Source organism: Streptomyces sp. NPDC004435 (assembly GCF_042873895.1).
In the GTDB taxonomy this organism is placed as follows: Bacteria; Actinomycetota; Actinomycetes; order Streptomycetales; family Streptomycetaceae; genus Streptomyces.
The window spans coordinates 122,628-147,752 of sequence record NZ_JBIAMB010000015.1 but is presented as its reverse complement, the minus strand read 5'-3'; the positions used below and the strand labels follow the sequence as shown (position 1 = coordinate 147,752).

Genomic DNA, 25,125 nt, shown 5'->3' with positions numbered 1-25,125 from the left:
GGGCGGTCAGCCCAGCAGGGCGTAGACCGCGGTGGCGTGGGCGGCCGGTTCGGCGGTGCCTTCGGCGGTCATCGTGATGTCGGCGAAGGCCATGCGCTTGCCCAGCTTGGTGAGGCGGGCGCGGATCAGGACGTCGGCGCCGAGGACCGCCCGCTGGAAGCTGGTGGACTGCTGGACGGTCGTCATGGGGACGAAGCCGCCGCGGGCGGCGGAGACGGCGATCACCGTGGCGGTGTCGGCCGCCGCCATCAGGGCCTGGCCGGAGATGCCGCCGCCCTCGCGCGCCAGCCGATCGGACCAGGGGAGGCGCAGGACGGCCTCGTGGCCGTCGACGGAGTCGACCGTGAGCCCCAGATCCAGGACCCAGGGGGCGAAGTTGTCGGCGAGGATCTTCTCGGCGGCGGCGGGCGTCAGCGCCACGGTGTCATTGAGCGTCACGGCGTCATTGTGCGGCGGCGGTCCGGGGCCGGGCAATGGCGCCGCGGCGGGGCCGGTAGCCGGGCAGTGAGCGGCCGAGCTGCCGAAGGGCGTAGTGGGAGCGGGACTTGACCGTGCCGGCCGGTATCCCGAGGTCCACGGCCGCCTCGTTGACGGTGAGCCCGTGGAAGTAGAGCCGGACCAGCACCGCCCGGTGTTCCGGGCTCAGCTCGCGCACCGCCGCCCGTACGTCCAGTGCCGCCTCGGCCGACTCGGTGGCGTCCGAGGGGTCGGGGGTCACCGCGAGCACCCCGTCGCCGATCTCGGCCGGCCGGGCCAGGCGGGAGCGGCGGGCGTCGATGGCGAGGCGGCGGGCCACGGTGAAGAGCCAGGGCCGCATCGAGGCGTAGGCGCCGCTGAACGCCTCGGGGTGGAGCCAGGCCCGGACCAGCGTCTCCTGGGCGAGGTCCTCGGCGCGCTGGCGGTCGCCGTAGGTCAGTCCCAGGAGGAAGGAGAGCAGGGCGGGGCCGTGCTCCCGCTGGAGTTCCTGGAGCGTCCGCTCGTCGGTCGTCCCCGCCGCCGCCATCGTCGCCGCCGTCATGAGAGCACCACCCTTCCCCGCCCGCTCGGCGGTTCGTCGTCCGCGCCGTATACGAACGCATCCGGGCGGACGGGGGACAGGGAGCGGACAGCCGTGTGCGACGAACGGTCGTAACGAGCGGCGAATGGCACGCCGAACGGTCGGGCGGCGGTCGGGTGCGGGGCGTACGTCCGATTCGGTGGGGTTCGCCGCCGACCCGGCCGGGTCCCTTGACTGCGGCCCTCCCGGAGGATGAATTCGGCAGATCAGATGTTCTTCCTATGATCGGGGTGGTAGTCGTCATGACCGCTGGCAACAGACCGGTACGCGCCCGACTCGCCCGCGTCGGCTCCACCGTCCTCGCGGGCTCCCTGCTCGCCGTCGTCGCCGCGTGCAACCAGGGCGGCCTCGACGGCGACCCCCGCTCGTCCGGCGGTGCGCCCGGCTCCACGGCGCCCCGGCCCCCCGCGCCGCCCCGGCAGGCCGGCTTCACCCTGGTGGCCTCCGGCGACGTGCTGCCGCACGACTCGATCATCCGCCGCGCCGCGTCCGACGCGGGCGACGGCGGCTACGACTTCCGCCCCATGTTCGCGGGGGCGAAACGTATCGTCTCCCGCGCCGACCTCGCGATCTGCCACATGGAGACGGTCTACGGGGAGAACGGCGGGCCCTACACCGGCTACCCCGCCTTCAAGTCCCCGCCCGAGGTCGCCACCGCGCTGAAGGCCACCGGCTACGACTCCTGCTCCACCGCCTCCAACCACACCCTCGACGACGGCGCGGCCGGCCTCGCCCGCACCCTCGACGCCCTGGACGCCGCCGGGGTCAGGCACGCCGGCTCGGCCCGCACCGCCGCCGAGGCCGCCCGTCCCACCCTGCTCAAGGCCGGCGGCGCCACCGTCGCCCAGCTCGCCTACACCTACGACACCAACGGCTACCCGCTCCCCGCCGGGCAGCCCTGGGCCGTGAACCTCCTCGACGAGGACAAGGTGATCGCCGACGCCCGGGCGGCCCGCGCCGCCGGCGCCGACGTCGTCGTCGTCAGCGTCCACTGGGGCTCCGAGTGGGAGACCGCCCCCGACGACCGGCAGTTCTCGCTCGCCCGCTCGCTCACCGCCTCCCGGACGGCCGGCCGGCCCGACATCGACCTGATCATCGGCACCCACGCCCACGTCCCCCAGGCGTACGAGAAGGTCAACGGCACCTGGGTGATCTACGGCATGGGCGACCAGATCGCCGGTGACATGATCAACCACCAGGGCGTCTCCGACCCGCGCGGCAACCAGAGCAGCATCGGCCGCTTCACCTTCGCGCCGCCGAAGAAGGCCGGGGCGCGCTGGGAGGTGACCGAGGCCGAGTTCCTGCCCCAGTGGTTCGACACCGGGCGCGGCCGGATCGTGGACCTCACCGCCACCGACGGCACCGACCCCCGCCACGCGGAGATCCGCGAGACGATCCGCCAGGTGGTGCTCGGCCGGGGTGCGGACAAGGACGGTCTGAAGCTCGGCGGATGACGGGCTCTCGACGCGCGGCGCCGGTCGCCGAGGGGCGCGGAGCCCCGCCGTATCGGCCCATCGGGTGCATTCGGGCGGCGGGCCGGTGTCGGTCGGCGGCCCGGGGCGCTCCCCGCACGAACTATTAGTCATGAAAAACGATCAGCTGCCCACGGGGCGGAGGTCGGTGCTACGCCTGGCCGCCGCCCTCGGTGCCACTGTCGCGGCCGGCGCCTTCGCCCTCGAACGGATCGGCACCGGCGGGAGCGCCGGGGGTGCGGGAACCGCCACCGCGCCCCCGGGGCCGCCCGCCGCCGGGGGCCCCGCCGCCGGGCCGCCCGCCTCCGCGCCCCGGCTCCGCCCCTCCGCGTACCGGCTCCAGCCCATGACCGCCTACGCCCCCGCCGCACGCCCCCGATCCCTCCCTCCGGTCCGGCAGCGGCCCTTCCTCTCGCTCACCGGCGTCGGCCGCTCCATGGTGCTCACCTTCGACGACGGACCCGACCCCCGCTACACCCCCGCCATCCTCGCCACCCTGCGCCGCCACGGCTGCCGGGCCATGTTCTTCGTCTGCGGCGAGATGGCCGTGGAGAACCAGGACCTGCTCCGGGAGATGGCCGACGACGGGCACGTGGTCGGCAACCACTCCTGGTCCCACCCGCTCGTGCCCAAGCTGCGGCCCTCCCGCATCCGCGACGAACTCGGCTCCACCAGCGAGGTGGTGGAGCGCGTGCTGGGCGCCGCTCCGCTCTGGTACCGGGCCCCCTACGGCGCCTGGAACCGGCACTCCTTCGAGATCGGCGCCGAGTTGGGCATGGAGCCGCTGGCCTGGTCCGTGGACACCCTCGACTGGAAGGAACCCGGCACCGGCACGATCGTCCGCCGCGTGCTCGACGGGGCGGGGGACGGCGTCATCGTCCTCTCCCACGACGCCGGCGGGGACCGCTCCCAGAGCGTCGCCGCCCTCGACCGCTACCTCCCCGCGCTCCTCGACGCCGGCTACACCCTCACCGTGCCGCGCCGCTGACGGCGGGGACCTCTTCGGGGCGAGGCGGGGCGAGGCGGGGCGAGGCGGGGCGGGGTGGGGCCGGACGCCGCCCGGCCGCCGGGCGGAGGTCCCGGGGGCGCGCGCGGTGTTCCGGTCCGCGAACACCCGGACCGCTCGAACCGGCGCCCGTCCCTCCCGGTCCGGACCGGCACGGCTGCGGTCCGGACCATCGTCTGGTCGAAGACACCAGGCCGGGAGCGCGTGGTTGGAGCAAGGGCCACAACCTGTCGGCGCATGGCGCCATATGCCCCGGGGCAGGGCAGAATTCCGGACGCCCTGTCCAAAAGCAAAGAGGAACATCCGTGCGACCAAGACTCTTCGGCGCGACCGCCTGCGTGGCCGCACTCGGCCTGCTGGGCCCCCTCGTCACCGCCTGCGGCTCCTCGGCGGAAAGCGACGGGACCACCCTGCGCCTGGTGGCCGCCGAGTACGGCAGCGGCCCGGCGAACAGCTCCCAGGCGTACTGGGACAAGCTGACCGCCGCCTTCACCGCCGCCCACCCCGGCAAGGAGGTCGAGGTCACGCTCTACCCGTGGGACGACGTCGACCGAGAGGTCACCCGCATGGTCGAGGAGGGCAAGGCCCCCGACGTCGCCCTGATGGGCGCCTACTCGGACTTCGCGGCGCAAGGCCGCCTCTACACCGCCGGCGAGCTGCTGTCGATCAGGACGGAGGCGAACTTCCTGCCACCGCTCGCCGAAGCGGGATCGATCGACAACGCCCTCTACGGCCTGCCGTTCGTGGCCAGCAGCCGGTTGCTCTTCTACAACGAGGAGCTGTTCGACAAGGCCGGAGCGAAGCCGCCCCGGACCTGGGCCGACCTCAAGGAGGCGGCCGGCGAGCTGAAGAAGGCGGACGTCCCCTATCCGTACGCCCTGCCGCTGGGACCCGAGGAGGCGCACGCCGAGGCGCTGATCTGGCTGCTGAGCAACGGGGGCGGATACGCGGGCAGTTACGGCGGCTACAGCATCGCCTCCGAGGAGAACACCCAGACCCTCCGCTGGATCAGGGACAACCTGGTCAAGCCCGGCCTGACCGGTCCGGTCCCGCCGGGCGAACTCAACCGGAAGGACGCCTTCGCCGCCTTCCTGCGCGGCCAGGTGGGCATGCTCAACGGCTACCCGTCGCTCCTGGAGGAGGCCAGGGCCAAGGGGATCAAGGTCGGCACCCTCAGCATGCCGGTCTCCGGCACGCTGGAGGAGGGGCAGGTACCCCCGGCGGCGGGCGTGGCCGACTGGATGATGGCCTTCAAGCGGGACGGCAACCGTGAACTGGTCGGCTCCTTCCTGGAGTTCGTCTACGAGGACAAGAACCTCAACGAGTTCGCCGACCGCTACGACCTGCTGCCCTCCACGGTCTCGGCCAACCAGGCGTCCAGGGGCACGACGACCGACGCCGGCGACACCCAGTTCCTCGACGCCCTGCGCGGCGCCGAGCTCTACCCGGTCAACGAGCCCTCCTGGCTTCAGGTCAGCGACACGGTCAAGCGGAACATCGGCAAGGCCGTCGCACCCGACGCCGACCCCAAGGTGGTCCTCGAGGACATCGCCGGCGACGTCGAGGACATGACGAAGTAGCCGTAGGGGCGGCCGGAGCGGGTCAGACCTCGCGCCACTTGGCCTGGCCGAAGGAGAAGACGCCGAACAGCACGAGCCCGACCGCCACGGCGACGAGCAGCCACGGCCCGGCCGGGGTCTGGGCGAACGAACGGATCGTGTCGTCCATGCCCTTGGCCTCGGCCGGGTCGAAGGTGTACGCCGCCCTGACACCGAACCAGCCCGCCGCCGCGAAGACGAGCCCGCGCCCGACGCCCCCGGCGATGCCGGTGGAGTCCATGAAGAGCCGGGCCCCGCGGGACATCCGCCCCCACTCCAGGTGCTTGCGGTACCTGCGGGCCACGGCGCTGCCCGCCATCCACAGGCCCGCCGCCGCGAAGCCGACGGCGGCCGCGCCGACCCACCACTGCCCGCCCGGCAGGGCGAGCAGCCGGCCGGTGACGTCCCGGCTCTGCCGGTCGCTCGAACCGGCCCCGCTGCCGCCCGCGCCGGCGGCGAAGGAGAACACCAGGAAGGAGCTCACGCCGTAGAACACGCACCGGGCCCCGGACATGGCCCGCTTGCCCGCGCCGTCGCCCTCCGGGCCCGCGGCACCGAACACCGCCTCCGACAGCCGCCACAGGGCCATGCCGGCCAGCCCCAGTCCCAGGGCCCACAGCAGCACGGCGCCGAACGGGGTCCCCGCGACCTCGGCCAGGGCCCCGCCCCGGTCGGCCTGCTCACCGGTGCCCGTCAGGCCGATCCGTACGGCCAGTGCTCCCACCAGCAGGTACAGCACTCCGCGCGCCATGAAGCCCATCCGGGCTCCGACCCGCACGGCGCCACCGCGCGCCGTCCGTCCCACCACCGTCGCCGGCGAACTCGCCGTGGTCATGTCCGCTCACTCCCCTCCAGGTCGAGGAGCTTCGGGTTCCCCCGGTCCAGCGCCCCAATCCCCGAACGTCGTCCCGGCCCCGGGCCCCGGATGCTCCCCGGGGCCCGGTCCGCGCCTGCGGAGACTCAGCGGGAGCCGACCATCCGGGCGTAGACGACCACGTTCCCCGCGTACCCCTTCGCCCGGGTGTAGCCGCCGCCGCAGGTGATGACCCGCAGCTCCGGGTGGCCCGTGTCGCCGTAGACCTGCGGGCCGGGGAAGTCCTCCTTGGAGTAGACCTCGATGCCGTAGATCTCGAAGACCGCCACCCGCCCGTCGTACCGCTCGACCTCGACGTGCTGGCCCTTCTCCAGCGAGCCGAGGCCGTAGAAGACCGCCGGACCGCTGTTGTTGTCGACGTGCCCGACGATCACCGAGGTGCCGCGCTGGCCGGGCGCGATGCCGTTCTGGTACCAGCCGGCCAGATTGGCGTCCTGCGGGGGAGGGGCCGCCACCCAGCCCTCCGCGTCGATCCCCACGTCCATGATCGGGGCCGCGACGTCGATCGCCGGGATCCGGATCCGCGAGGCGGGGGCGAAGGGCAGCGGCTGGACGCCCGCCGAGGCCTCCGCGGGCGGCGGGACGACCGGACGGGCCACCGGGCGGGCCGCGGCGGCCGGCTGCGGCGGCCCCCCGGCGACGTCCACGCCGTTGCGCAGCATCGCGAGTCCGGACAGCATGGCGAGGGCCAGGACGCCCCAGGGTTGACGTCTCCTGCGCTCAGGGACGCGGAAGTCCTTCGGGGGCATGGTTCTCCCTTCGTGGCGACGTGTGAACGGTAAGGGCGACGCCGCACCCCTGCGCTCCGGGCGGCCCGAACGGGTAGCCCGCCGCCGCCGTCCGGGTGGCGAGGCGCCGACGGACCGTCCCCGGAGCGCCGACGGACCGTGCCTGGGGCGCCGACGGACCGTGCCTGGGGCGCCGACGGACCGTGCCCAAAGCGCGCGCTCGTCCGACTCTCCGTCAGAAACGTTTCGGACGCCGCCCCTCGGGCTTTCGCTGCTCGCCCGGGTGACCGCGCGCTGACCCATCCGAGTACTCGTCAGACAATCATTTCGCACGCCTCTGACCTGCGAAGGTGTGGTCCCGCGCAACTCGATCGGCGGCATGGGGGCTCACCGGACCGGCCCAGCGCCGAGGTGCAGGGAAGGGTCCGAGTTGTGATGGTTCGTCATGGAAGGCGTACTCGTCGAATCTCCCGGAGCACCGCTTCGGGGCGTCTTCCACTGGAGGTTCAACCATGCGTGCTGCACGCACTCTGGCGGTGACCGCCACCGCGTTCGCGGCGGTCGCCCTGGCCGCGCCCCTCTCCGTCGCCACCAGCGGTCCCAGCGACGTCACCGTCAATCCCTACGACGTCCACGCGGGGTCGACGCTCACGATCACCGCCAGGGGCTGCGGCCACGGCGGCACGGTCACGTCCAACGCGTTCCCGGAGACCAACCTCTCGGTGAACTCCAACGGCCTCTCCAGCGCGACCGCCCGGGTCTACAACAACGCCACGCCCGGCAACTACAACCTGGCCGTCCGGTGCAGTGACAACCGCCGGGTCGTCACGGCACCGTTCCGCGTGCTCGCGGGCCGCGGTGCCCAGGGTGGTCTCGGCGGTTCGCTGGCGCCCAGCTCCACCGAGATGGCCGTCGGCGGCAGCCTGGTCGCCGCCGCGGCGCTCGGCGGCGGTGTCTTCGTCCTCCGTCGCCGCCGCATGACCGGTACGGGTGCCTGACCGGCCGAACCTCCCGGTCGGCCCACCGTGCCCGCCGCCCCCGCGTCCCGGAAGGGACCCGGGGGCGGCGGGCTGTCCGCCCCCGGAGAGGGGGGCCGGGTCAGTGCCGGCGGGAGGCCGTGCGGCGCCGGATCGCGTACGTCGAGCCGGCCGCCGCCGCGAGCACCAGCGCCGTACCGGCCGCCAGTTCCGCGGAGCCCAGGCCGCTCTGCGAACCGCCGAGACCGCCCTGCACCCCGCGCGAGGGCAGCAGCACCGTCGAACCGGTCGTCGGCGTCGCCGTGACCACCCCGCTGATCGTCAGGTCGACGGTGTCCTGCACCCCGCCCGAGCAGTTGAACGCCACCGTGTACACGGCGCCGCGCCGGGCGTCCGTGTCCACGGTGGCGGTGACCGACGAGCCGGGCGCGATCTGGACGGTGTCGAAGATGCCCGCCGTCGCCGTCGCCGTACTGGCGCAGCCGGGGGCGCTGAGCGTCACCCGCCCGCCGGGGGCGACGAGCGAGGGGGAGACGACGAAATCGCCCGGGGCCTTGGCGCCCCGCACCCGCGGGTTCGGCGCGGGCGCACCGTCGGCCGCGTGGGCGACGGTGACGGGGGCGGCCAGGGCGAGGGCGGCCGCCCCCAGCAGGGCGGTGGAAGCGGCACGTATCGCGCGCATGGTGGTTCCTCCGGGTCCCGAGGGCCGGCCGCGGCGGTCTGGCCGCGAGAAGCCTGCGTACACCTCGTTGCCCGAAACGCTAGGAGCGCACTACCACAGCCGCGATCCCAGACGCGCGAATGGGGCACGGATGTCCCCCGGGCGGCTCAGCCCCGCCCGCCGCTTCACTCCGTGACCTGCGGGAACAGCGCGGTGAACGGCGCGTCGGTGGCGGCCAGGCCGCGCCCGAACGGCGCGTCGAAGTCCCAGATGAGGAAGAGCAGGAAGGCGATCAGGGCGCTGTAGAGGCCGGCGAGCAGCACCTCGCGGCCGGTGCGCCGGATCTGGAGCGTGAAGATCAGCCCAACCGAGACCAGGGCGCCGATGATCAGGCCGAACCAGACGACCCCCGGCATGGTCTCCCCGGCGCTCTGGCCGCGGGCGCCGCGGGCGTCGTCGGCGACCATCACCTGGTCGACGAGCGGCTGGTACGCCTGCCCCTCGAAGTCGTTGGCGGGCTGGTAGTCGGTGACGCTGCGGCGCACCTGGCCGAGCAGGGCGTCGCCCTCCTCGGTGGTCTCGCCCTCCTCCGCCATGTGCGGGAACTCCTCGTTGACCACGTAGGAGACGTACGCGTCGACGTCGGCGCGGATCTGGCGGCGGACCGGCTCCGGGTAGACCTCCACCCGCTCGGAGATCTCGTGCATCGCCTGCGCCTCCTGGCGCACCACCTCCTGGGCGGCGCCGCGCGCCTCCCAGACCCCGGCGATGGCGAGACCGAGGACGATCGCGTAGATCACACCGATCATCATCGTCATGTACTCGATGACGTCGGGCGTCTCGTTGGGGTCGTCGTCCTCGGGGATCCGGCGCTGGTTGATGACGACGATGGCCAGGACGACGCCGCAGGCGGCGGCCATGGCCAGGGTCAGGACGAGCCATTCGGACATGGTTGTTCGGTCTTCCTCACGGGGTGGGGAGCTCGACGGGAGCTCGGACTTCGGGTGGTGCGGGGGTGGTCAGCGGGACGAGCGTGGACGCAGGACCGCGGTGGCGAGCACGGCGGGCGCGACGAGCAGGAGCATCGTGGTGACGGGTGACCGGGTGCCCTTCGGCTGGGGCCGGGTGGTCCGCTGGTAGTGCGGGAGCGCGACCGGGGCCGCGGGGGCGGGACGCGGAGCCGCCGCCGGCGGCGCGGGCGGCGCGACCGGGGGAGCGGGGGCCGGTGGTCGCCCCGGCGCGGAGGCGACGGGTGCGGGGGTCGACGGGGCGGGAGCCGGGGTCGGCCGGGTCTCCGGGGGGACGGGGGCCGGCGCCGGAGCGGGAGGGGAGGGCACCAGGGGGACGGGGGCCGGCGGCGGGGTCGGCGCGGGGCGCCCCGGCGGCGACGGGCGCGTCGGCACGGGCGGCAGCACCGGCGGCTCCGGGGGAGGCGGCGGCAGCGGGGGCAGGGTGGGCGGCAGCGGATGGAACGGGGGCGGGGCGGGCTTGGGCTTCGGCTTCGGGTGGGGCTTCGGTTTCGGCGAGCACGCGTCCGGGCCGATGACCGCCACCGAGGTGTTCGAGCCGTCCGGCCCGCTCGTGGCGTAGGCGCAGGAGTCGGCGGCCGCCGGCGCGGGCGCGGCGAGCAGCCACACCAGTGCGGCGGCGGCCAGCGACCGCGCGAGGGGTGATCCGTACAGAGACACGCCGACGAGCTTGAACACATGGACGCCGAACCGGGGCCCGAATGCGGGTGGATTCCCCGGATGGTGGGGATCTTGTGGCGCGCGATTTGACGAATCTCCGGGCGGAGACCCGAATCACCGAGGTGGAGCGCGGGGGAAATGGCCGACGGGAGCCGCCCCGGGGTCCGTTCGGAAGAACTGTCCGGTTGTCGCCCTGTCGCCGGCCGCGATCTTCCGCGTGGACCGGTCCCGTGAGAAGGTCCGCACGGGCCGACAGCCGAGGTGCGGAGGGGTGTTCAGGCCGTGTGACCAGGGTGACGGCGGTGGCCGGAGAGCCGACGCACGCTCAGATGCACGTGAATATGCACGACCTGAAGGCGTGAACTCTCCGTTCCGCACGCACGTGCCAAAGGCGTGTGACCAAGAACGGATCGCGAATTTCCGTTTCCACTCGCTCTCTCGGCGGGCGATCAGTAGCCTCACCTCGAACACGGCCGCGAACACCGGGCCGCATCCCCCATGGCGACTTGTTGGAGACATTGATGGAGCGTCCCGCCTGGGCTCCGCCGGGTATCGACATCTCGGTACCCAGCGTGTCCCGTATGTACGACTTCTATCTGGGCGGCTCGCACAATTTCGAAGTCGACCGGGAAGCGGCCCGCAAGGCCATGGAGTTCCTGCCGGGCCTCCCCAAGATCATGCAGGCGAACCGGGCGTTCATGCGCCGCGCCGTCCGCTTCGCCGTCGACAACGACGTCACCCAGTTCCTCGACATCGGCTCCGGCATACCGACCTTCGGCAACGTGCACGAAGTCGCCCAGGCCGCCGACCCCGCCGCCCGGATCGTCTACGTCGACCACGACCCCGTCGCCGTCGCCCACAGCCGGGCCGTCCTGGAGGGCGTCGGCGGAGCCGCCGTCGTCCCCGCCGACCTCCGCAAGCCGGCCGACATCCTCCGCAGCCCCGAAGTGACCGGACTGCTCGACCTCGACCGCCCGGTCGCCCTGCTCCTCGTCGCCGTCCTGCACTTCCTGGAGGACGCCGACGGCCCGCGCGAGGCCGTCGCCGAACTCCTCGACGCGCTCGCCCCCGGCAGCCTCCTGGTCGTCACCCACGCCTCGTACGAGGGCATCCCCGTGGACCAGGAGCGGGCCGGCGGCACCGTCGAGGTCTACCGCTCCACCCGCAACCCGCTGGTGATGCGCTCCCGGGAGGAGATCACCCGCTTCTTCGACGGCACCGCGGTCGTCGAGCCCGGCATCGTCTCGATGCCCCTCTGGCGGCCGGACAGCCCGGCCGAGGAGGAGGATCCGTACGCCTTCTCCGGGTTCGCAGGTGTGGGGCGCAAGGCGTGAAGGTGCCGTCGCAGCCGTCCGGGAACGCCGCTGAAGCCGACGGCCCGGAGGACAGACTCAGGCGGTTCGTCACCATCTGGGGCCGGGCCATCTTCCCGGTGACCGCCACCTCCCTCACCCGCGCCGAGTTCGAGGGCCACCTCCTCCCGCTCGCCCGCCTGTTGTGCGACGCGCTGCTCGCCCGGCCCTTCGACACCGCCCCCGCCCAGCGGGCCGGCGCCGGCCTGGTCGAGGCCCACTGCACCGACCCGGACGCGCTCGGCCGCAGCCTCGGCGTCGTCGACGCGTACCTCGTCCTCTACTGCGGCACGGACCCCGAGCTCACCGCCGAGGAGCTGCGCGCCCGCTGTGCCCGCCTCCAGCACGCCATGGCCACTGGCTACGCCCAGGCCCTGCGCGAGCGCACCCGCGCCGAGCAGGAGGCCATCGCCCGCTCCGCGCTCTCCGCCCGCAGCGCCGCCGAGATCGCCCTGCACGCCACCGAGAGCCGCTTCCGGGCCGTCTTCGACGGAGCCGCCATCGGCATCGGCATCGCCGATCTCGAAGGCCGGCTGGTCGAGATCAACGACACCATGACCCGCATGTTCGGCGGCGTCGAGGCCCACGTCCGCAGCCGCAACGTCAGCGAGTGGGTCCACCCCGAGGACGGACCGCACGTCTGGCGGCTCTACGAGGAGCTGGTGCGCGGCGAACGCGAGCAGTACCGGGTGGAGAAGCCGTACTACCGGGGCGACGGCACGGTCCTGTGGACCAACCTCACCGTCTCCCTGCTCCGCGACGCCGAGGGCCGGCCCCAGTACCAGCTCGCGCTGATGGAGGACATCACCGAACGGCGCCTGCTCCACCTGCGGCTGCGGTACGAGGCCACTCACGACGCCCTCACCGGGCTGCCCAACCGGACGCTGTTCTTCGAACGCCTGGAGAAGGCCCTGGCCCCCGGCACGGCCGGCGAGGACGCCCGCTTCGGGCTCTGCTACCTGGACCTCGACGGCTTCAAGGCCATCAACGACAGCCTCGGGCACTCGGTGGGCGACCGGCTCCTCGTCGAGGTCGCCGACCGGCTCCAGGCGTGCGCCACCGGCCCCGGCGAGATGGTCGCCCGGCTCGGCGGCGACGAGTTCGTCGCCCTCACCACCAACGCCGGCACCGACGGCGAACGCGACGCCGCCGCGCTCGCCGACCGCATCCTCGCCGCCCTCGCCACCCCCGTCGGCGTCGACGGCCGCGAACTCACCGTCCGCGGCAGCCTCGGCGTCGTCGAGGGACCGGCCGGCGAACGCACCGCCGCCGAGGTGCTGCGCAGCGCCGACATCACCATGTACCGGGCGAAGTCCGCCGGCGGCAACCGCTTCGAGCTCGCCGACCCCGAGGCCGACGCCCGCGCCATCACCCGGCACGGCCTCACCACGGCCCTGCCGACCGCCCTGGAGCGCGGCGAGTTCTTCATCGAGTACCAGCCGCTCGTCCACCTCGACGACGGCAGCGTCCACGGCGCCGAGGCCCTCGTCCGCTGGAGCCACCCCCAGCACGGCGTCCTCGGCCCCGACCGCTTCATCCCGCTCGCCGAGGACACCGGACTCATCGTGCCGCTGGGCCGCTGGGTCCTCCAGGAGGCCGTCCGGCAGGCCCGCTCCTGGCAGCTCGACGACCCCGGCACCCGCACCCCGCTCCGTATCAACGTCAACCTGTCCCCGACCCAGCTCCACCACCCCCGGCTGGTCGCCGACACCGTCGACGTGCTGGAACGCTCGGGCCTCGCCCCCGGCGCGCTCTGCCTGGAGGTCACCGAGTCCGCCCTGATCGGCGCCGACGAGGACCTCCTCAAACCGCTGCGCCAACTCGCCGAGATGGGCGTCGACATCGCCCTCGACGACTTCGGCACCGGCTACTCCAACCTGGCCAACCTCCGGCGCCTCCCGGTCAGCGTCCTCAAGCTCGACCGCTCCTTCACCCGGGGCATGCAGCAGCATCCGGTGGACCCGGTCGACCTGAAGATCGTCGAAGGCATCGTCTCCCTGGCCCACAGCCTCGAACTCGCCGTCACCGTCGAGGGCGTCGAGACCGCCGCCCAGGCCGAACGCCTCCGCGAACTCGGCTGCGACACCGCCCAGGGCTGGTACTACGCCCGCCCCGGAGCCCCGGACCGCATCCACTCGCTGGTGCTGGCCGACGCGGTGTGAGCACACGGGTGCGGGCCCGGTCCTCCTGAGGACCGGGCCCGCATCGTGAAGAGCTGAAGAGCTGAAGAGCTAAGGGGGGCGAGGAGAGCGAAGGGGCTATGTCATCAGGAGTATGAGAAGGAAGCCCCTCCATGGCCTCGCCCCGGGACGACCGTAACACTCAGGCGGGGATCAGGTCGCGCAGATTTTCCGGCGTCACCACCCGGGAGCCCGGCGCCAGCCCCACGGGCCGGTCGAGGCCGAGGTACGTCACCGGCTCCTCCGGCACCGCACCACCGGACCACTCGGTGATCTCGGCCCCCGACTCCCGCAGCAACTCGATAATATGACGTACCGTCACCGGCTGGTGCTCGACCACTCCGCGCAGCAGGACCGCCAGCGACACCCGGTGGTCCTCGACGCGATTGGCCGACGGGGTGCCCCGCAGGCACAGGTGGAGCCAGTGCGCGTGCCACCGCCCCTCCTCGTCCCGCCGGAAGGCCACCGGCAGCGCCACCCGCCCCGCCCCGCGCAGCTCCGACTTCATCCGGACCGTACGCGGCTCGAAGGGACGCCCGCCCTGCTCGCCCTCGCGGAGCATGTACCCGAAGAAGGACTCGGCGACCTGCTCGAAGTTCTCGCCGGCGTACACGTGCACGTGCGGCACCACGAACGTGCCGCGCACCGCGCCGAGCCGCAGCTCGATGAACTCCGAAGCCCCGTCGGGGGCTTCGGTCACGTCCCCGGAGTGCCGGCCCTCCACCGTGGTCAGCTCGGTGTACGACAGCCAGGAGATCGTCGCGTACCGCTCGTCGAGGAGCAGCGCCGACAGGTCCAGGTCGGTCCTCTGCCGCGCCTCCTTCCAGTACATGAAGAACCGCAGCAGCTCGCCGTCGACCGCGGAGACCGAACCGCGCGGCAGCACCCCGAAACCGCCCGAGGAGGCCCGGCCGCTCAACGGCAGCGCCACGTCCAGGATCCCCGGGTCGACCAGGACGCGGCCCGTCGCGGGAAGCCGCCGCCGGATCTCCCCGTCGAGCAGCGCGAGCAGCCGCCGCTGGACCTCCCTCGGCAGGTCCCGACGGGTGTCCGCCGTCACCCACGCGCTGCCGTTCCGGTTCACGAACAGACGCCGGGGCGCCCCCGACCGGTCGTGCCGGTTCAGCAGGTGCTCCCGTACCGACAGCACCACCCGGCCCGCGACCCGGGGCGCCACGCGCTCCGCCGCCGCGAGCACCGCCTCCCGCCCGGCCCCGTCCGCCGCCGTACGCAGCAGCCGGTCCAGCGCCCGGAAGAGCTGCCCGGGCGCCGCCGCCAGCAGCTCCACCGCCCCCGGCACGTCGTCACGGGCGAGCAGCGCCTCCACCCGGGAGTCCAGGGACGGCGCCCGCACCTCGCCCCGGGCCACGGCGAACACCTCCGCCGCGTGCGGCCACGCCGGGTACTCGTGCGGATGCAGCCGCTCCCCGAGCCGCTTCCACGCCTCCCGGTGCCGGCCGGCGTCGGCCGACTTCTCCGGAGCCGCCGCCACCACCGCGTCCAGGCCCGCGAGCAGGGCGCGCCGCAGCGGCCGGGACAGCGCGCGGAAGCGGGTCGGCTCGCGCAGCGTCACGTCGCCGTCCGACAGCGCGCACGCCAGCCGCAGCACGTCCGTGACCGTGTCGAGCAGCGGCGCGGAACCGGCGCGCAGCCGGGCCGCGTTGACCACGGCCCGGTTCTCCCGGACCGGGATCTCCGCCGGCTGCGGCCCGTCCGCGCAGTGCGCGGCGAGCACCGCCAGGTCGGCCAGATGTTCGTCGCCCAGCGGCGTCACGGAGCCCGCCAGCGACCGGTAGAGGGCGCCGATCTCGTCCTCGAAGGGGCCGCCGAGGTGGAGCACGGTCAGCCGGTCGCCGCTCGCCGGGGTCAACTCCGCGTGCGCCGCGCGCAGTTCCTCGTACGTGTGCTGGTAGCGCCCGTAGGCGGGCAGCGTCAGCAGGTTCAGCACCCCGGCGCTCAGCTGCGCCTCGACCTCCTCCCGCACCTCGGGGTCCTCCAGCGCCTTCAGGACGCACGAGAGCCAGAACTCGTGCGTGTCGGGGACGTTGTGGGGGAAGTCGATGAAGTACGCGTTGTGCCGGACATGGTCGCCGACCCGCTCGCGGACCGCCTCCAGCGCCCATCGGGCCAGCTCGACGACGGTCTCGGCCGAGCGCCCGGACAGCTCCCTCAGCAGCGGGTGGGCGAGGGCGAATCCCGCCGTCCGCAGCGCGGCGTCGAACCGCAGGGCGGCGGCGGAGCCGTCCCCGGCGGGACCGGAGGGAGCGGGCAGCCGCAGGGTGTGCCGGACGAGCAGGCGTTCGAGAGCGTGGTCCATCCCGTGATGCTCGCAGCCCGCCCGACCGGTCCGCACGCGGATTTCGGAGGGTCGGCGCCGGTGCGTGACAGCCTCCGGCCCGGCCGCCCGCGCGGCTTGTGCCACCTCGGCTCTCGTGCCGCCCGGGACGGCTCGCGTCCCTTCCCCGGTGGCGGAGCCGCCTCAGCTCTCGTGCCGCACGGGCTCGGCGAGCGGCAGCCGCTCCTCCGCGGGCCCCGGTCCCGGCTCCGGTGCCGCGACCCGGCCGCCGCGCCGGGCCGTCACCCAGGTCGCGACGGGCTCCGTGTAGCGGGCGGTGAGCGGGCCGACGACGACCAGGATGAGGACGTACGCGGTGGCCAGCGGGCCCAGCGAGGGCTCGATCCCGGCGGAGACGGCCAGGCCCGCGATGACGATGGAGAACTCGCCGCGCGCGACCAGCGTCCCGCCGGCCCGCCAGGCGCCCTTCGCGGAGATGCCGTTGCGGCGAGCCGCCCAGTATCCGGTGGCGATCTTCGTGCCGGCGGTGACGACGGCCAGCGCGAGCGCGGGCAGGAGCACCGGCGGGATGCTCGCCGGGTCGGTGTGCAGCCCGAAGAAGACGAAGAACACGGCGGCGAAGAGGTCCCGCAGCGGGCTCAGCAGGTGGTGCGCGCCCTCCGCGACCTCACCGGACAGCGCGATGCCGACGAGGAACGCGCCGACCGCGGCCGACACCTGGAGCTGCTGCGCGATGCCCGCGACGAGCAGGGTGAGACCGAGCACCACCAGGAGCAGCTTCTCCGGGTCGTCGCTCGACACGAAGCGCGAGATCACCCGCCCGTACCGCACGGCGACGAACAGCACGAGCCCGGCGACGCCCAGCGCGATCGCGAGGGTGGCACTGCCCGCGGCGAGACCGACGCCGGCGAGCAGCGCGGTCACGATCGGCAGGTAGACGGCCATCGCCAGGTCCTCCAGGACCAGGATGCTCAGCACCACGGGAGTCTCCCGGTTGCCGAGCCGCCCCAGGTCCCCGAGCACCTTGGCGATGACCCCGGACGACGAGATCCAGGTGACCCCGGCCAGCACCACCGCCGCCACCGGCCCCCACCCGAGCATCAGCGCCATCGCCGCCCCGGGCAGCGCGTTGAGCGCTCCGTCGACCAGTCCGGCCGGGTACTGAGTCTTGAGGTTGGTGACCAGATCCGTCGCCGTGTACTCCAGACCGAGCATCAGGAGCAGGAGGATGACCCCGATCTCGGCCCCGATGGCGACGAATTCCTCACTCGCCCCCAGCGGCAGCAGCCCCCCTTCCCCGAACGCGAGCCCGGCCAGCAGATACAGGGGTATGGGCGAGAACTTCAGCCGCCCGGCCATCCGGCCGAGCAGGCCGAGGCCGAGGATGATCGCTCCGAACTCGATGAGGAATACGGCGGACGAATGCACCGATCACTCCCTTCCAAGGATCGCGGCGGCGGCGTCGACGCCTTCGTGGGTGCCGATGACGATGAGGGTGTCCCCGCCGGCGAGGCGGAAGCCGGGGCCGGGGGAGGGGACGGCGTCGGCGCGGCGCAGGACGGCGACGATCGAGACGCCGGTCTCCGTGCGCATGCGGGTCTCGCCGAGGGTCCGGCCGTTCCAGTGGGAGGCGGAGGACAGCTCGATGCGTTCGGCCACCAGGCCCAGCTCCGTGGTGTGGAGCAGGTTCGGGCTGTGGTGGGCCGGCATCAGCGCGTCGATGAGCGCGGCGGACTCGGCGGAGGTCAGGTGCAGGGACTGGAGGCAGGCGTCGGGGTCGTCGGAACGGTAGACGTTGACGCTGCGCGTGCCGTCGCGATGGGCGATCACCGACAGGTGCCGGTGTTCCCGGGTGGTGAGGTCGTACTGGACGCCGACGCCGGGCAACGGCGTCGAGCTCATCCGTGAAGTGGGCACGGCCCGGACTCCTCGTGTCGTCTCTGCTGGGGCGCGCGGCGAGGAGGCCGGTGCCCCTCCGCACGGGCGGGCGGGCCGGGGCCGCGGCCGGTCCATGCTGCCATCCCGACGGGCCTTCGCACATGGGTGCCGGCACGGATGGACAGGGGCCCCGGCCGACCCGGAGGATGAAGCGGCGAATAGGCTTCTGCGCAGGTCAGGCGGGTGAGCGGAGTCAGGGGAGAGCGGGACGGTGTCACTGTACGGACGGATCTTCCTGCTCAACGCGGCCGTGCTCGTCCTCGCCGCCGGGCTCCTCCTCGGCCCCGTGACCGTCTCCACGCCCGTCCTCCTCGGCGAGGCGATCGTCGTGGTCTGCGGACTCGTGCTGATGCTCGTGCTCAACGCGGTGCTGCTGCGGGTGGGCCTCGCCCCGCTCGGACGGCTCCGGCGCGCGATGGCGACGGCCGACCTGCTCAAGCCCGGTGCCCGCCCGGAGGCCACCGGCCGCGGCGAGATCGCCGACCTGACCGGTGCCTTCAACGCCATGCTCGACCGTCTGGAGACCGAGCGGGCCACCAGCAGCGGCCGCGCCCTCACCGCGCAGGAGGCCGAGCGGCAGCGGATCGCCCGCGAGCTCCACGACGAGGTGGGGCAGACCCTCACCGCCGTGCTCCTCCAGCTCAGGCACACCGCCGACCACGCCCCGCGGGAGCTGCGCGAGGACCTGCGACAGGCGCAGGAGACCACCCGGGCCGGCCTGGAGGAGATCCGCCGGATCGCCCGCCGGCTGCGCCCCGGCGTCCTGGAGGAACTGGGCCTGCACAGCGCGCTGCGCTCCCTCGCCGGGGAACTCTCCACCCCGGGCCTGCGGGTGACCACCCACCTGGCGCCCGGCGCCGCTCCGCTCGATCCCGCGACGGAACTCGTCGTCTACCGGGTCGCCCAGGAGAGCCTGACCAACGCGGCCCGGCACGCCGGCGCCGGCCACGTCGAGCTCCGCCTCGGCCCCGGCCCAGACGGCGGCACCCGTCTCCTCGTCCGCGACGACGGGCGCGGCACGGACGGCGCCGCCGAGGGCGCCGGCATCGGCGGCATGCGGGAGCGCGCCCTGCTCGTCGGTGCCGCACTGCGGGTGGGCCCGGGGGAGTCGGGGGGTACGGAGGTGTGCCTCGACCTGCCGCCGCGGGGGCCCGTGTCCCCGGCGCCCGGGGCGGCTCCGGCCGACGCGCCCGGGGGCGTACGCCTCCCCGTCCCCGTATCCGTACCCGTGCCCACGCCGGTGCGCGACTCCGTACGCGATCCCGTACCCGCGCCCGTACCCGAACCCGTACGCGACCCCGTGCCGAAACCGACTCCTGGACACGAGTGATGACCTCCCCCGTACGCCCGCCCGCCCGGATCCTCCTCGTCGACGACCACGCGCTGGTACGGCGGGGGGTCCGGCTGATCCTCGACGCCGAGCCGGACCTGGAGGTGGTCGCCGAGGCCGGGGACGGGGCCGAGGCCGTCGCCGCGGCGCGCGGGGACGGGGGGCTCGACCTGGCCGTGCTGGACATCGCGATGCCCCGGATGACGGGGCTCCAGGCGGCCCGGGAGCTCGCCCGGCTCCGGCCGGGGCTGCGGATCCTGATGCTGACCATGTACGACAACGAGGAGTACTTCTTCGAGGCGCTGCGGGCCGGCGCCAACGGGTACGTGCCAAAGTCCGTCGCCGACCGGGATCTGGTCGAGGCGTGCCGGTCGGCGCTGCGTGACGAACCGTTCATCTACCCGGGCGCGGAGACCGCGCTGATCCGCAGCTACCTCGACCGGGCGCGGTCCGGCGCGGGGCTGCCCGAGCGGCCGGTGACCGAGCGGGAGGAGGAGATACTGAAGCTGGTCGCGGAGGGGCACACTTCCCGGGAGATCGGCGACCTGCTCTTCATCAGCCCGAAGACCGTCGAGCGGCACCGCGCCAACATCCTCCAGAAGCTCGGGCTGCGCGACCGGCTCGAACTGACCCGCTACGCGATCCGGGCCGGGCTCATCGAGCCCTGAGACCGCCCCCTCAGGGGGCGTCCGGGACCGGCTTTCCGCGCCGTGAGGCCATCAGCAGGCGCTGGAGTTCGCGCGCGGCCCGGGGCGGGGCGACGTCGCTGCGGTGCGCCAGGGCGATCGTGCGGCGCAGGCCCGGCCGGGCGAGGGCGGTGACGCGCAGGTCCCGGCCGGCGCGGGCGGCGACCATCGCGGGGACGACCGCGAGGCCGAGCCCGGCGCGGACGAAGCCGAGGACCGCGTCCAGCTCGCCGCCCTCGACCGTGAAGGACGGCTCGAAGCCGGCCGCCCGGCAGGCGCCGACGGTCAGTTCCCGCAGGTCGTAGCCGTGCCGGAACATCACCAGCGGCTGGTCGCGGAGGTCGGTGATCCGCACCGGGCGGCGCGGCGGCGGCGCGGACGCGGCCGACACGACGACCAGGTCCTCGCGGAGCAGTTCCACCGTGGTCAGCGCCGGTGAGGGGCTCGGCAGCGGGAGCACGACGAGCGCCAGGTCCAGCGCGCCGCGGGCCAGCTCCCGTACGAGGTCGTGCGAGCCGCCCTCCTCGATCAGCAGCTCGATGCCCGGGTGCAGGTCGTGGAAGGCGCGCAGGACGTCGGGGAGGAGGCCGGTGCAGAGGCTGGGGGTCGCGCCGAGCCGCACCCGGCCGCGCTTGAGCTGGGCCAGCTCCTGCACCTCGCGGCGGGCCGTCTCGGTGTCGGCGAGGATCCGGCGGGCCAGCGGCAGCAGCGCCTCGCCCGCGTCGGTGAGCGCGATGTTGCCGCGAGCCCGGCTGAAGAGCTCCGCGCCCAGCTCCTGCTCCAGCGCCTTGATCTGCTGGGAGAGCGAGGGCTGCGAGACGTGGACGCGTTCGGCGGCCCTGGTGAAGTGCCGGGTCTCGGCCACGGCCACGAAGTAGAGGAGCTGCTGGAACTGCATGGATCCCACCCTAGGGCAAAGTCATAGCTTCAGCCTATGGAGATCAGCTGGACCATGTCTTGGACCTCTCGGGCCCTTCGGCCCTAGCGTCGAGGGCATGGCTCTGGCATCCAGCAAGGACACGGCGGCACCCGCCCGCCCGCCGTCCCGCACCCCGTCCCGCGGCTTCTGGTCGTCGACCATCGGCAAGAAGACCGTGATGGCCGCGAGCGGCCTGATCATGCTCGCCTACCTGGTCGCGCACGTGGCCGGCAACCTCAAGGTCTTCTTCGGCCCCGAGGAGTTCAACGGCTACGCGCACTGGCTGCGCGTGATGGGCGCCCCCGTCCTGCACCACGAGTGGGGCCTGTGGCTCGCCCGGATCGTGCTCCTCGCCGCCGTCTTCGCGCACGCGATCTCCGCGTACCAGCTCAGCCGGCGCGACATCAGGGCGCGCCCGACCCGGTACGCCCACAAGCGCAAGGGCTCCTCCTACGCCACCCGGACCATGCGCTGGGGCGGGATCATCCTCGGCCTCTTCATCGTCTGGCACGTCCTCGACCTCACCACCGGGACCGTCCACCCCGGCGGCTTCGAGGAGGGCAAGCCGTACCAGAACGTCATCGACACCTTCTCGACCTGGTACGGCAACCTCATCTACATCGTCGCCATGCTCGCCGTCGGCCTCCACGTCCGGCACGGCTTCTGGAGCGCCGCCCAGACCCTCGGCGTCGGCAACGCCCGGCGCGAACGCGCCCTGCGCCTCACCGCGAACGCCCTCGCGCTCGCCCTGACCGCGGGCTTCATCGCCGTCCCCGTCGGCGTCATGACCGGAGTGGTGAACTGACCATGAGCTACCTCGACTTCCGCACCGGCGACCCGATCGCCGACACCAAGGCCCCGGCCGGACCGATCGCCGAACGGTGGGACACCCGCCGCTTCGAGGCCAAGCTGGTCAACCCCGCCAACCGGCGCAAGCACCGCGTCATCGTGGTCGGCACCGGCCTGGCCGGCGGCTCCGCCGGCGCCACCCTCGCCGAACAGGGCTACCACGTCGTCCAGTTCTGCTTCCAGGACTCGCCGCGCCGCGCCCACTCGATCGCCGCCCAGGGCGGCATCAACGCCGCCAAGAACTACCGCAACGACGGCGACTCCATCCACCGCCTCTTCTACGACACCGTCAAGGGCGGCGACTTCCGCGCCCGCGAGTCCAACGTCCACCGGCTCGCCCAGATCTCCGTCGAGATCATCGACCAGTGCGTCGCCCAGGGCGTCCCCTTCGCCCGCGAGTACGGCGGACTCCTCGACACCCGCTCCTTCGGCGGCGTCCAGGTCTCCCGCACCTTCTACGCCCGCGGCCAGACGGGACAGCAGCTCCTCCTCGGCGCCTACCAGGCGCTCTCCCGGCAGATCGCCGCCGGCAACGTCGAGATGCACGCCCGCACCGAGATGCTCGACCTGATCGTGGTCGACGGCCGGGCGCGCGGAATCGTCGCCCGCGACCTGATCACCGGAGCGATCTCCACCCACTACGCGGACGCCGTCGTCCTCGCCAGCGGCGGCTACGGCAACGTCTTCTACCTGTCCACGAACGCCATGAACTCCAACGCGACCGCCGTCTGGCGGGCGCACCGCCGCGGCGCGTACTTCGCCAACCCCTGCTTCACCCAGATCCACCCCACCTGCATCCCGCGCACCGGCGACCACCAGTCCAAGCTGACGCTGATGAGCGAGTCGCTCCGCAACGACGGCCGCATCTGGGTCCCCAAGGCCAAGGGCGACCACCGCCCCGCCGCCGAGATCCCCGAGGACGAGCGCGACTACTACCTGGAGCGGATCTACCCCTCCTTCGGCAACCTGGTCCCGCGCGACATCGCCTCCCGCGCCGCCAAGAACGTCTGCGACGAGGGGCGTGGGGTCGGCCCCGGCGGCCAGGGTGTCTACCTGGACTTCGCCGACGCCATCGCCCGGATGGGGCGCGCCGCCGTCGAGGCCAGGTACGGCAACCTCTTCGACATGTACGCGCGGATCACGGCGGAGAACCCGTACGAGGTCCCCATGCGGATCTACCCCGCCGTCCACTACACGATGGGCGGCCTCTGGGTGGACTACGACCTCCAGACCACCGTGCCCGGCCTCTTCGCCATCGGCGAGGCCAACTTCTCGGACCACGGCGCCAACCGGCTCGGCGCCTCCGCCCTCATGCAGGGCCTCGCCGACGGCTACTTCGTCCTGCCCGCCACCATCAACGACTACCTCGCCCGCCACCCCAAGTCGGAGCCCGTCACCGACGAGCACCCCGCCGTCCGCGAGGTGCTGGCCGAGACCGAGGACCGGCTGAACCTCCTCCTCGCCGTCGACGGCGACCGCACCCCCGACTCCTTCCACCGCGAACTCGGCGAGGTCATGTGGGAGTTCTGCGGGATGGCCCGCACCGACGAGGGGCTGCGCACGGCACTGCGCCGCATCCCGGAGATCCGCGAGGAGTTCTGGCGCCGCATCAAGGTCCCCGGCACCGGCGAGGAGTTCAACCAGTCGCTGGAGAAGGCCAACCGGATCGTCGACTACCTCGAACTGGCCGAGCTGATGTGCCTCGACGCCCTGAACCGCGAGGAGTCCTGCGGCGGCCACTTCCGCGAGGAGTCCCAGACCCCGGACGGCGAGGCCGCCCGCCACGACGAGGAGTTCTCGTACGCGGCGGCCTGGGAGTTCACCCCGGGAGCCCCCGTCCTCCACAAGGAAGTCCTCGACTTCGAGTACGTCCACCCCACCCAGCGGAGCTACGCATGAAGCTCAACCTGCGCGTCTGGCGCCAGAAGAACACCGGCGCCGAGGGCACCATGGCCACCTACGCGGTGGACGGGATCTCCCCCGACATGTCCTTCCTGGAGATGCTGGACACCCTCAACGAGGACCTCATCCTGCGCGGCGAGGACCCGGTCGCCTTCGACCACGACTGCCGCGAGGGCATCTGCGGCGCGTGCAGCCTCGTCATCAACGGGGACGCCCACGGCCCCGAGCGCACCACCACCTGCCAGCTCCACATGCGCTCCTTCAGCGACGGCGACACCATCGACGTCGAGCCCTGGCGCGCCTCCGCCTTCCCGGTCGTCAAGGACCTGGTGGTGGACCGGACCGCCTTCGACCGGATCATCCAGGCCGGCGGGTACGTCACGGCCCCCACCGGAGCGGCGCCCGAGGCCCACGCGACCCCGGTGCCGAAGGCGGACGCGGACTCGGCCTTCGAGCACGCCGAGTGCATCGGCTGCGGCGCCTGCGTCGCAGCCTGCCCCAACGGCTCGGCGATGCTCTTCACCTCGGCCAAGGTCAACCACCTGAACGTGCTGCCCCAGGGCGGCCCGGAGCGCGAGACCCGGGTCCTCGACATGGTCGCCCAGATGGACGCCGAGGGCTTCGGCGGCTGCACGCTCACCGGGGAGTGCGCCACGGCCTGCCCGAAGGGCATCCCGCTGCCGTCGATCGCCGCGATGAACAAGGAGTGGCTGCGGGCCCGTCGCAAGGCGAGGTGAGCGCCGGAGCCGGGGTGCGGCGCTTGCTGAGGTGAGCGCCGGAGCCCGGGCGCGGAGGCGGCGCGGAAGTGGGATGAGGCATTCCGCGCCGGGCGGGAACAATGCGCCGGCCCGGGCCGTTCTCCCCGGGCCGACGCCATCCCGACAGAGGAGAGCTTTGCCCGACGCACAGCGCACCATCCCGTCCGCCGACGCCTACACCAGCGCGTTCCCGCTGCCGTCGCTCGCCGACCAGGCCGAGCGGCTGATCGACCTCGGGGTCCCCGCCCTCACCGGCATCGACGCCGGCGAACTGAGGTCCTTCGCCGAGAAGGCCGCCGTGGACGCCCCGGCCGGAGCCCTGCTGGCCGTCCACCCGGACGCCGCGCCCGCCTCGGCTCTCGCCCCGCTGCTGAGCCTCGCGGACAAGCCCGGCTTCCTCGTGGTCGACATGGAGGACGTGGACGCCTTCACCCCGCAGGGCGTCGACCTTCCCGACGGGCCGTTCTACCTCGTCCACGACCTGGACCGGGGTGACCACATGGGCAATTGGAGCCCCGAGGAGGCCCTGCCGGCCCTCACCGCCGTCGGGCGGACGCCCCTCCTCCTCACCGAGGGCATCCACTGGCTGCTCCAGCGGCCCGAGGTCCTGGAGCGCAACAAGTGCTTCATGACGATCGGTTCGCGCCTGCGCAAGCCCAACGGGAGCTTCGACGCCCGCACTCCGGCGATCTGGATCAGCAACGGCACCGGCCGGGACGGCAAGGAGCGCAAGGGCGCCCCCAAGGTCGGCTGGTGCTGGTGGAACAACCGCCACACCTGGCTCGGCTTCGGCTCGACCACCGGCCGCGACGGCTGATCCGCCCCCGCGCCACGTCACTCATCGCCCGCCGCGT

23 protein-coding genes are annotated in these 25,125 nt (G+C 73.4%); 12 read left to right on the top strand and 11 right to left on the bottom strand.

The genetic code is table 11. The features are described 5' to 3' along the window. Positions 1-6 precede the first annotated feature (6 nt). Positions 7-420: a PaaI family thioesterase gene (locus ACFYT9_RS26135; protein ID WP_376599083.1), complete on the bottom strand. Its 414-nt coding sequence runs from the start codon at positions 418-420 to the stop codon at positions 7-9. Between the two features lie 22 nt (positions 421-442). After that, on the bottom strand, positions 443-1,018 hold the full coding sequence (locus tag ACFYT9_RS26130) for a sigma-70 family RNA polymerase sigma factor (RefSeq protein ID WP_387273017.1): 576 nt from the start codon (positions 1,016-1,018) through the stop codon (positions 443-445). A gap of 281 nt (positions 1,019-1,299) precedes the next feature. On the opposite strand from ACFYT9_RS26130, the gene ACFYT9_RS26125 reads away from it, so the two are divergent. From ACFYT9_RS26125 to ACFYT9_RS26115, 3 genes are all read left to right on the top strand, one after another. Then, the gene (locus tag ACFYT9_RS26125) at positions 1,300-2,511 is read left to right on the top strand and encodes a CapA family protein (RefSeq protein ID WP_389167771.1); all 1,212 of its coding nucleotides are present in this window, start codon (positions 1,300-1,302) and stop codon (positions 2,509-2,511) included. 130 nt (positions 2,512-2,641) lie between these two features. Next, complete coding sequence (locus ACFYT9_RS26120) at positions 2,642-3,517, top strand: polysaccharide deacetylase family protein (RefSeq protein ID WP_389167769.1); 876 nt, start codon at positions 2,642-2,644, stop codon at positions 3,515-3,517. 323 nt (positions 3,518-3,840) lie between these two features. Next, positions 3,841-5,115: an extracellular solute-binding protein gene (locus tag ACFYT9_RS26115; protein WP_389167766.1), complete on the top strand. Its 1,275-nt coding sequence runs from the start codon at positions 3,841-3,843 to the stop codon at positions 5,113-5,115. Between the two features lie 22 nt (positions 5,116-5,137). On the opposite strand, the gene ACFYT9_RS26110 is transcribed toward ACFYT9_RS26115, so the two are convergent. Next, the gene (locus ACFYT9_RS26110; protein WP_389167764.1) at positions 5,138-5,968 is read right to left on the bottom strand and encodes a DUF1206 domain-containing protein; all 831 of its coding nucleotides are present in this window, start codon (positions 5,966-5,968) and stop codon (positions 5,138-5,140) included. A gap of 125 nt (positions 5,969-6,093) precedes the next feature. Continuing rightward, complete coding sequence (locus tag ACFYT9_RS26105; RefSeq protein WP_376599078.1) at positions 6,094-6,756, bottom strand: class F sortase; 663 nt, start codon at positions 6,754-6,756, stop codon at positions 6,094-6,096. A 491-nt stretch (positions 6,757-7,247) separates the two neighbouring features. Between ACFYT9_RS26105 and ACFYT9_RS26100 the strand changes: the two genes are divergently transcribed. Next, positions 7,248-7,733: a hypothetical protein gene (locus ACFYT9_RS26100; protein ID WP_376599080.1), complete on the top strand. Its 486-nt coding sequence runs from the start codon at positions 7,248-7,250 to the stop codon at positions 7,731-7,733. A gap of 100 nt (positions 7,734-7,833) precedes the next feature. On the opposite strand, the gene ACFYT9_RS26095 is transcribed toward ACFYT9_RS26100, so the two are convergent. The 3 genes from ACFYT9_RS26095 to ACFYT9_RS26085 form a co-directional block, all read right to left on the bottom strand. Next, on the bottom strand, positions 7,834-8,394 hold the full coding sequence (locus tag ACFYT9_RS26095; protein ID WP_376606052.1) for a hypothetical protein: 561 nt from the start codon (positions 8,392-8,394) through the stop codon (positions 7,834-7,836). A gap of 164 nt (positions 8,395-8,558) precedes the next feature. Then, on the bottom strand, positions 8,559-9,323 hold the full coding sequence (locus ACFYT9_RS26090; protein ID WP_387277735.1) for a hypothetical protein: 765 nt from the start codon (positions 9,321-9,323) through the stop codon (positions 8,559-8,561). Between the two features lie 69 nt (positions 9,324-9,392). Beyond that, positions 9,393-10,061, bottom strand: coding sequence for a hypothetical protein (locus tag ACFYT9_RS26085; RefSeq protein WP_389167760.1), 669 nt, complete (start codon positions 10,059-10,061; stop codon positions 9,393-9,395). A 521-nt stretch (positions 10,062-10,582) separates the two neighbouring features. Here ACFYT9_RS26085 and ACFYT9_RS26080 point away from each other — a divergent pair. After that, positions 10,583-11,395 carry an SAM-dependent methyltransferase gene (locus tag ACFYT9_RS26080; RefSeq protein WP_376605004.1) on the top strand — a complete coding sequence of 271 codons (813 nt, stop codon included), beginning with the start codon at positions 10,583-10,585 and terminating at the stop codon, positions 11,393-11,395. After that, positions 11,392-13,575 carry a putative bifunctional diguanylate cyclase/phosphodiesterase gene (locus tag ACFYT9_RS26075; RefSeq protein ID WP_376605002.1) on the top strand — a complete coding sequence of 728 codons (2,184 nt, stop codon included), beginning with the start codon at positions 11,392-11,394 and terminating at the stop codon, positions 13,573-13,575. Before ACFYT9_RS26080 ends, ACFYT9_RS26075 begins: the two co-directional genes overlap by 4 nt. A 160-nt stretch (positions 13,576-13,735) precedes the next feature. Here the strand turns inward: ACFYT9_RS26075 and ACFYT9_RS26070 are convergent, their stop codons facing one another. From ACFYT9_RS26070 to ACFYT9_RS26060, 3 genes are all read right to left on the bottom strand, one after another. Beyond that, the gene (locus tag ACFYT9_RS26070) at positions 13,736-15,910 is read right to left on the bottom strand and encodes a hypothetical protein (protein WP_389167758.1); all 2,175 of its coding nucleotides are present in this window, start codon (positions 15,908-15,910) and stop codon (positions 13,736-13,738) included. Positions 15,911-16,072: 162 nt separating this feature from the next. Then, on the bottom strand, positions 16,073-17,317 hold the full coding sequence (locus tag ACFYT9_RS26065) for a cation:proton antiporter (protein WP_389167756.1): 1,245 nt from the start codon (positions 17,315-17,317) through the stop codon (positions 16,073-16,075). 3 nt (positions 17,318-17,320) lie between these two features. Continuing rightward, positions 17,321-17,791 (bottom strand): cation:proton antiporter regulatory subunit, encoded by a 471-nt coding sequence (locus ACFYT9_RS26060; protein WP_376597062.1) that lies wholly within the window; start codon positions 17,789-17,791, stop codon positions 17,321-17,323. A 247-nt stretch (positions 17,792-18,038) separates the two neighbouring features. Between ACFYT9_RS26060 and ACFYT9_RS26055 the strand changes: the two genes are divergently transcribed. Next, positions 18,039-19,157, top strand: a complete 1,119-nt coding sequence (locus ACFYT9_RS26055; RefSeq protein ID WP_389167754.1) for a HAMP domain-containing sensor histidine kinase — start codon at positions 18,039-18,041, stop codon at positions 19,155-19,157. Continuing rightward, positions 19,157-19,825: a response regulator gene (locus ACFYT9_RS26050; RefSeq protein ID WP_387277747.1), complete on the top strand. Its 669-nt coding sequence runs from the start codon at positions 19,157-19,159 to the stop codon at positions 19,823-19,825. The genes ACFYT9_RS26055 and ACFYT9_RS26050 overlap by 1 nt, the downstream gene beginning before the upstream one ends. Positions 19,826-19,835: 10 nt before the next feature. Here the strand turns inward: ACFYT9_RS26050 and ACFYT9_RS26045 are convergent, their stop codons facing one another. Further along, positions 19,836-20,741: a LysR family transcriptional regulator gene (locus ACFYT9_RS26045; protein ID WP_376597036.1), complete on the bottom strand. Its 906-nt coding sequence runs from the start codon at positions 20,739-20,741 to the stop codon at positions 19,836-19,838. Between the two features lie 97 nt (positions 20,742-20,838). Here ACFYT9_RS26045 and ACFYT9_RS26040 point away from each other — a divergent pair, with 97 nt between their 5' ends. The 4 genes from ACFYT9_RS26040 (at position 20,839) to ACFYT9_RS26025 (ending at position 25,088) form a co-directional block, all read left to right on the top strand. Then, the gene (locus ACFYT9_RS26040) at positions 20,839-21,567 is read left to right on the top strand and encodes a succinate dehydrogenase (RefSeq protein WP_376597037.1); all 729 of its coding nucleotides are present in this window, start codon (positions 20,839-20,841) and stop codon (positions 21,565-21,567) included. Positions 21,568-21,569: 2 nt separating this feature from the next. Then, positions 21,570-23,510, top strand: coding sequence for a fumarate reductase/succinate dehydrogenase flavoprotein subunit (locus ACFYT9_RS26035; RefSeq protein WP_387277750.1), 1,941 nt, complete (start codon positions 21,570-21,572; stop codon positions 23,508-23,510). Further along, a complete protein-coding gene (locus ACFYT9_RS26030; RefSeq protein ID WP_376597041.1) occupies positions 23,507-24,250 on the top strand; it encodes a succinate dehydrogenase/fumarate reductase iron-sulfur subunit in 744 nt (247 codons plus the stop codon). Before ACFYT9_RS26035 ends, ACFYT9_RS26030 begins: the two co-directional genes overlap by 4 nt. A 178-nt stretch (positions 24,251-24,428) precedes the next feature. Continuing rightward, positions 24,429-25,088 (top strand): DUF5701 family protein, encoded by a 660-nt coding sequence (locus ACFYT9_RS26025; protein WP_389167922.1) that lies wholly within the window; start codon positions 24,429-24,431, stop codon positions 25,086-25,088. Positions 25,089-25,125: the final 37 nt, after the last annotated feature.

Bases quoted from the DNA above. Each gene is read 5' to 3' on its own strand.
- ACFYT9_RS26130 (WP_387273017.1), bottom strand. From the start codon at position 1,018: ATGACGGCGGCGACGATGGCGGCGGCGGGGACGACCGACGAGCGGACG.
- ACFYT9_RS26125 (WP_389167771.1), top strand. From the start codon at position 1,300: ATGACCGCTGGCAACAGACCGGTACGCGCCCGACTCGCCCGCGTCGGC.
- ACFYT9_RS26120 (WP_389167769.1), top strand. From the start codon at position 2,642: ATGAAAAACGATCAGCTGCCCACGGGGCGGAGGTCGGTGCTACGCCTG.
- ACFYT9_RS26110 (WP_389167764.1), bottom strand. From the start codon at position 5,968: ATGACCACGGCGAGTTCGCCGGCGACGGTGGTGGGACGGACGGCGCGC.
- ACFYT9_RS26105 (WP_376599078.1), bottom strand. From the start codon at position 6,756: ATGCCCCCGAAGGACTTCCGCGTCCCTGAGCGCAGGAGACGTCAACCC.
- ACFYT9_RS26100 (WP_376599080.1), top strand. From the start codon at position 7,248: ATGCGTGCTGCACGCACTCTGGCGGTGACCGCCACCGCGTTCGCGGCG.
- ACFYT9_RS26095 (WP_376606052.1), bottom strand. From the start codon at position 8,394: ATGCGCGCGATACGTGCCGCTTCCACCGCCCTGCTGGGGGCGGCCGCC.
- ACFYT9_RS26090 (WP_387277735.1), bottom strand. From the start codon at position 9,323: ATGTCCGAATGGCTCGTCCTGACCCTGGCCATGGCCGCCGCCTGCGGC.
- ACFYT9_RS26080 (WP_376605004.1), top strand. From the start codon at position 10,583: ATGGAGCGTCCCGCCTGGGCTCCGCCGGGTATCGACATCTCGGTACCC.
- ACFYT9_RS26070 (WP_389167758.1), bottom strand. From the start codon at position 15,910: ATGGACCACGCTCTCGAACGCCTGCTCGTCCGGCACACCCTGCGGCTG.
- ACFYT9_RS26060 (WP_376597062.1), bottom strand. From the start codon at position 17,791: ATGAGCTCGACGCCGTTGCCCGGCGTCGGCGTCCAGTACGACCTCACC.
- ACFYT9_RS26050 (WP_387277747.1), top strand. From the start codon at position 19,157: ATGACCTCCCCCGTACGCCCGCCCGCCCGGATCCTCCTCGTCGACGAC.
- ACFYT9_RS26045 (WP_376597036.1), bottom strand. From the start codon at position 20,741: ATGCAGTTCCAGCAGCTCCTCTACTTCGTGGCCGTGGCCGAGACCCGG.
- ACFYT9_RS26040 (WP_376597037.1), top strand. From the start codon at position 20,839: ATGGCTCTGGCATCCAGCAAGGACACGGCGGCACCCGCCCGCCCGCCG.
- ACFYT9_RS26035 (WP_387277750.1), top strand. From the start codon at position 21,570: ATGAGCTACCTCGACTTCCGCACCGGCGACCCGATCGCCGACACCAAG.
- ACFYT9_RS26030 (WP_376597041.1), top strand. From the start codon at position 23,507: ATGAAGCTCAACCTGCGCGTCTGGCGCCAGAAGAACACCGGCGCCGAG.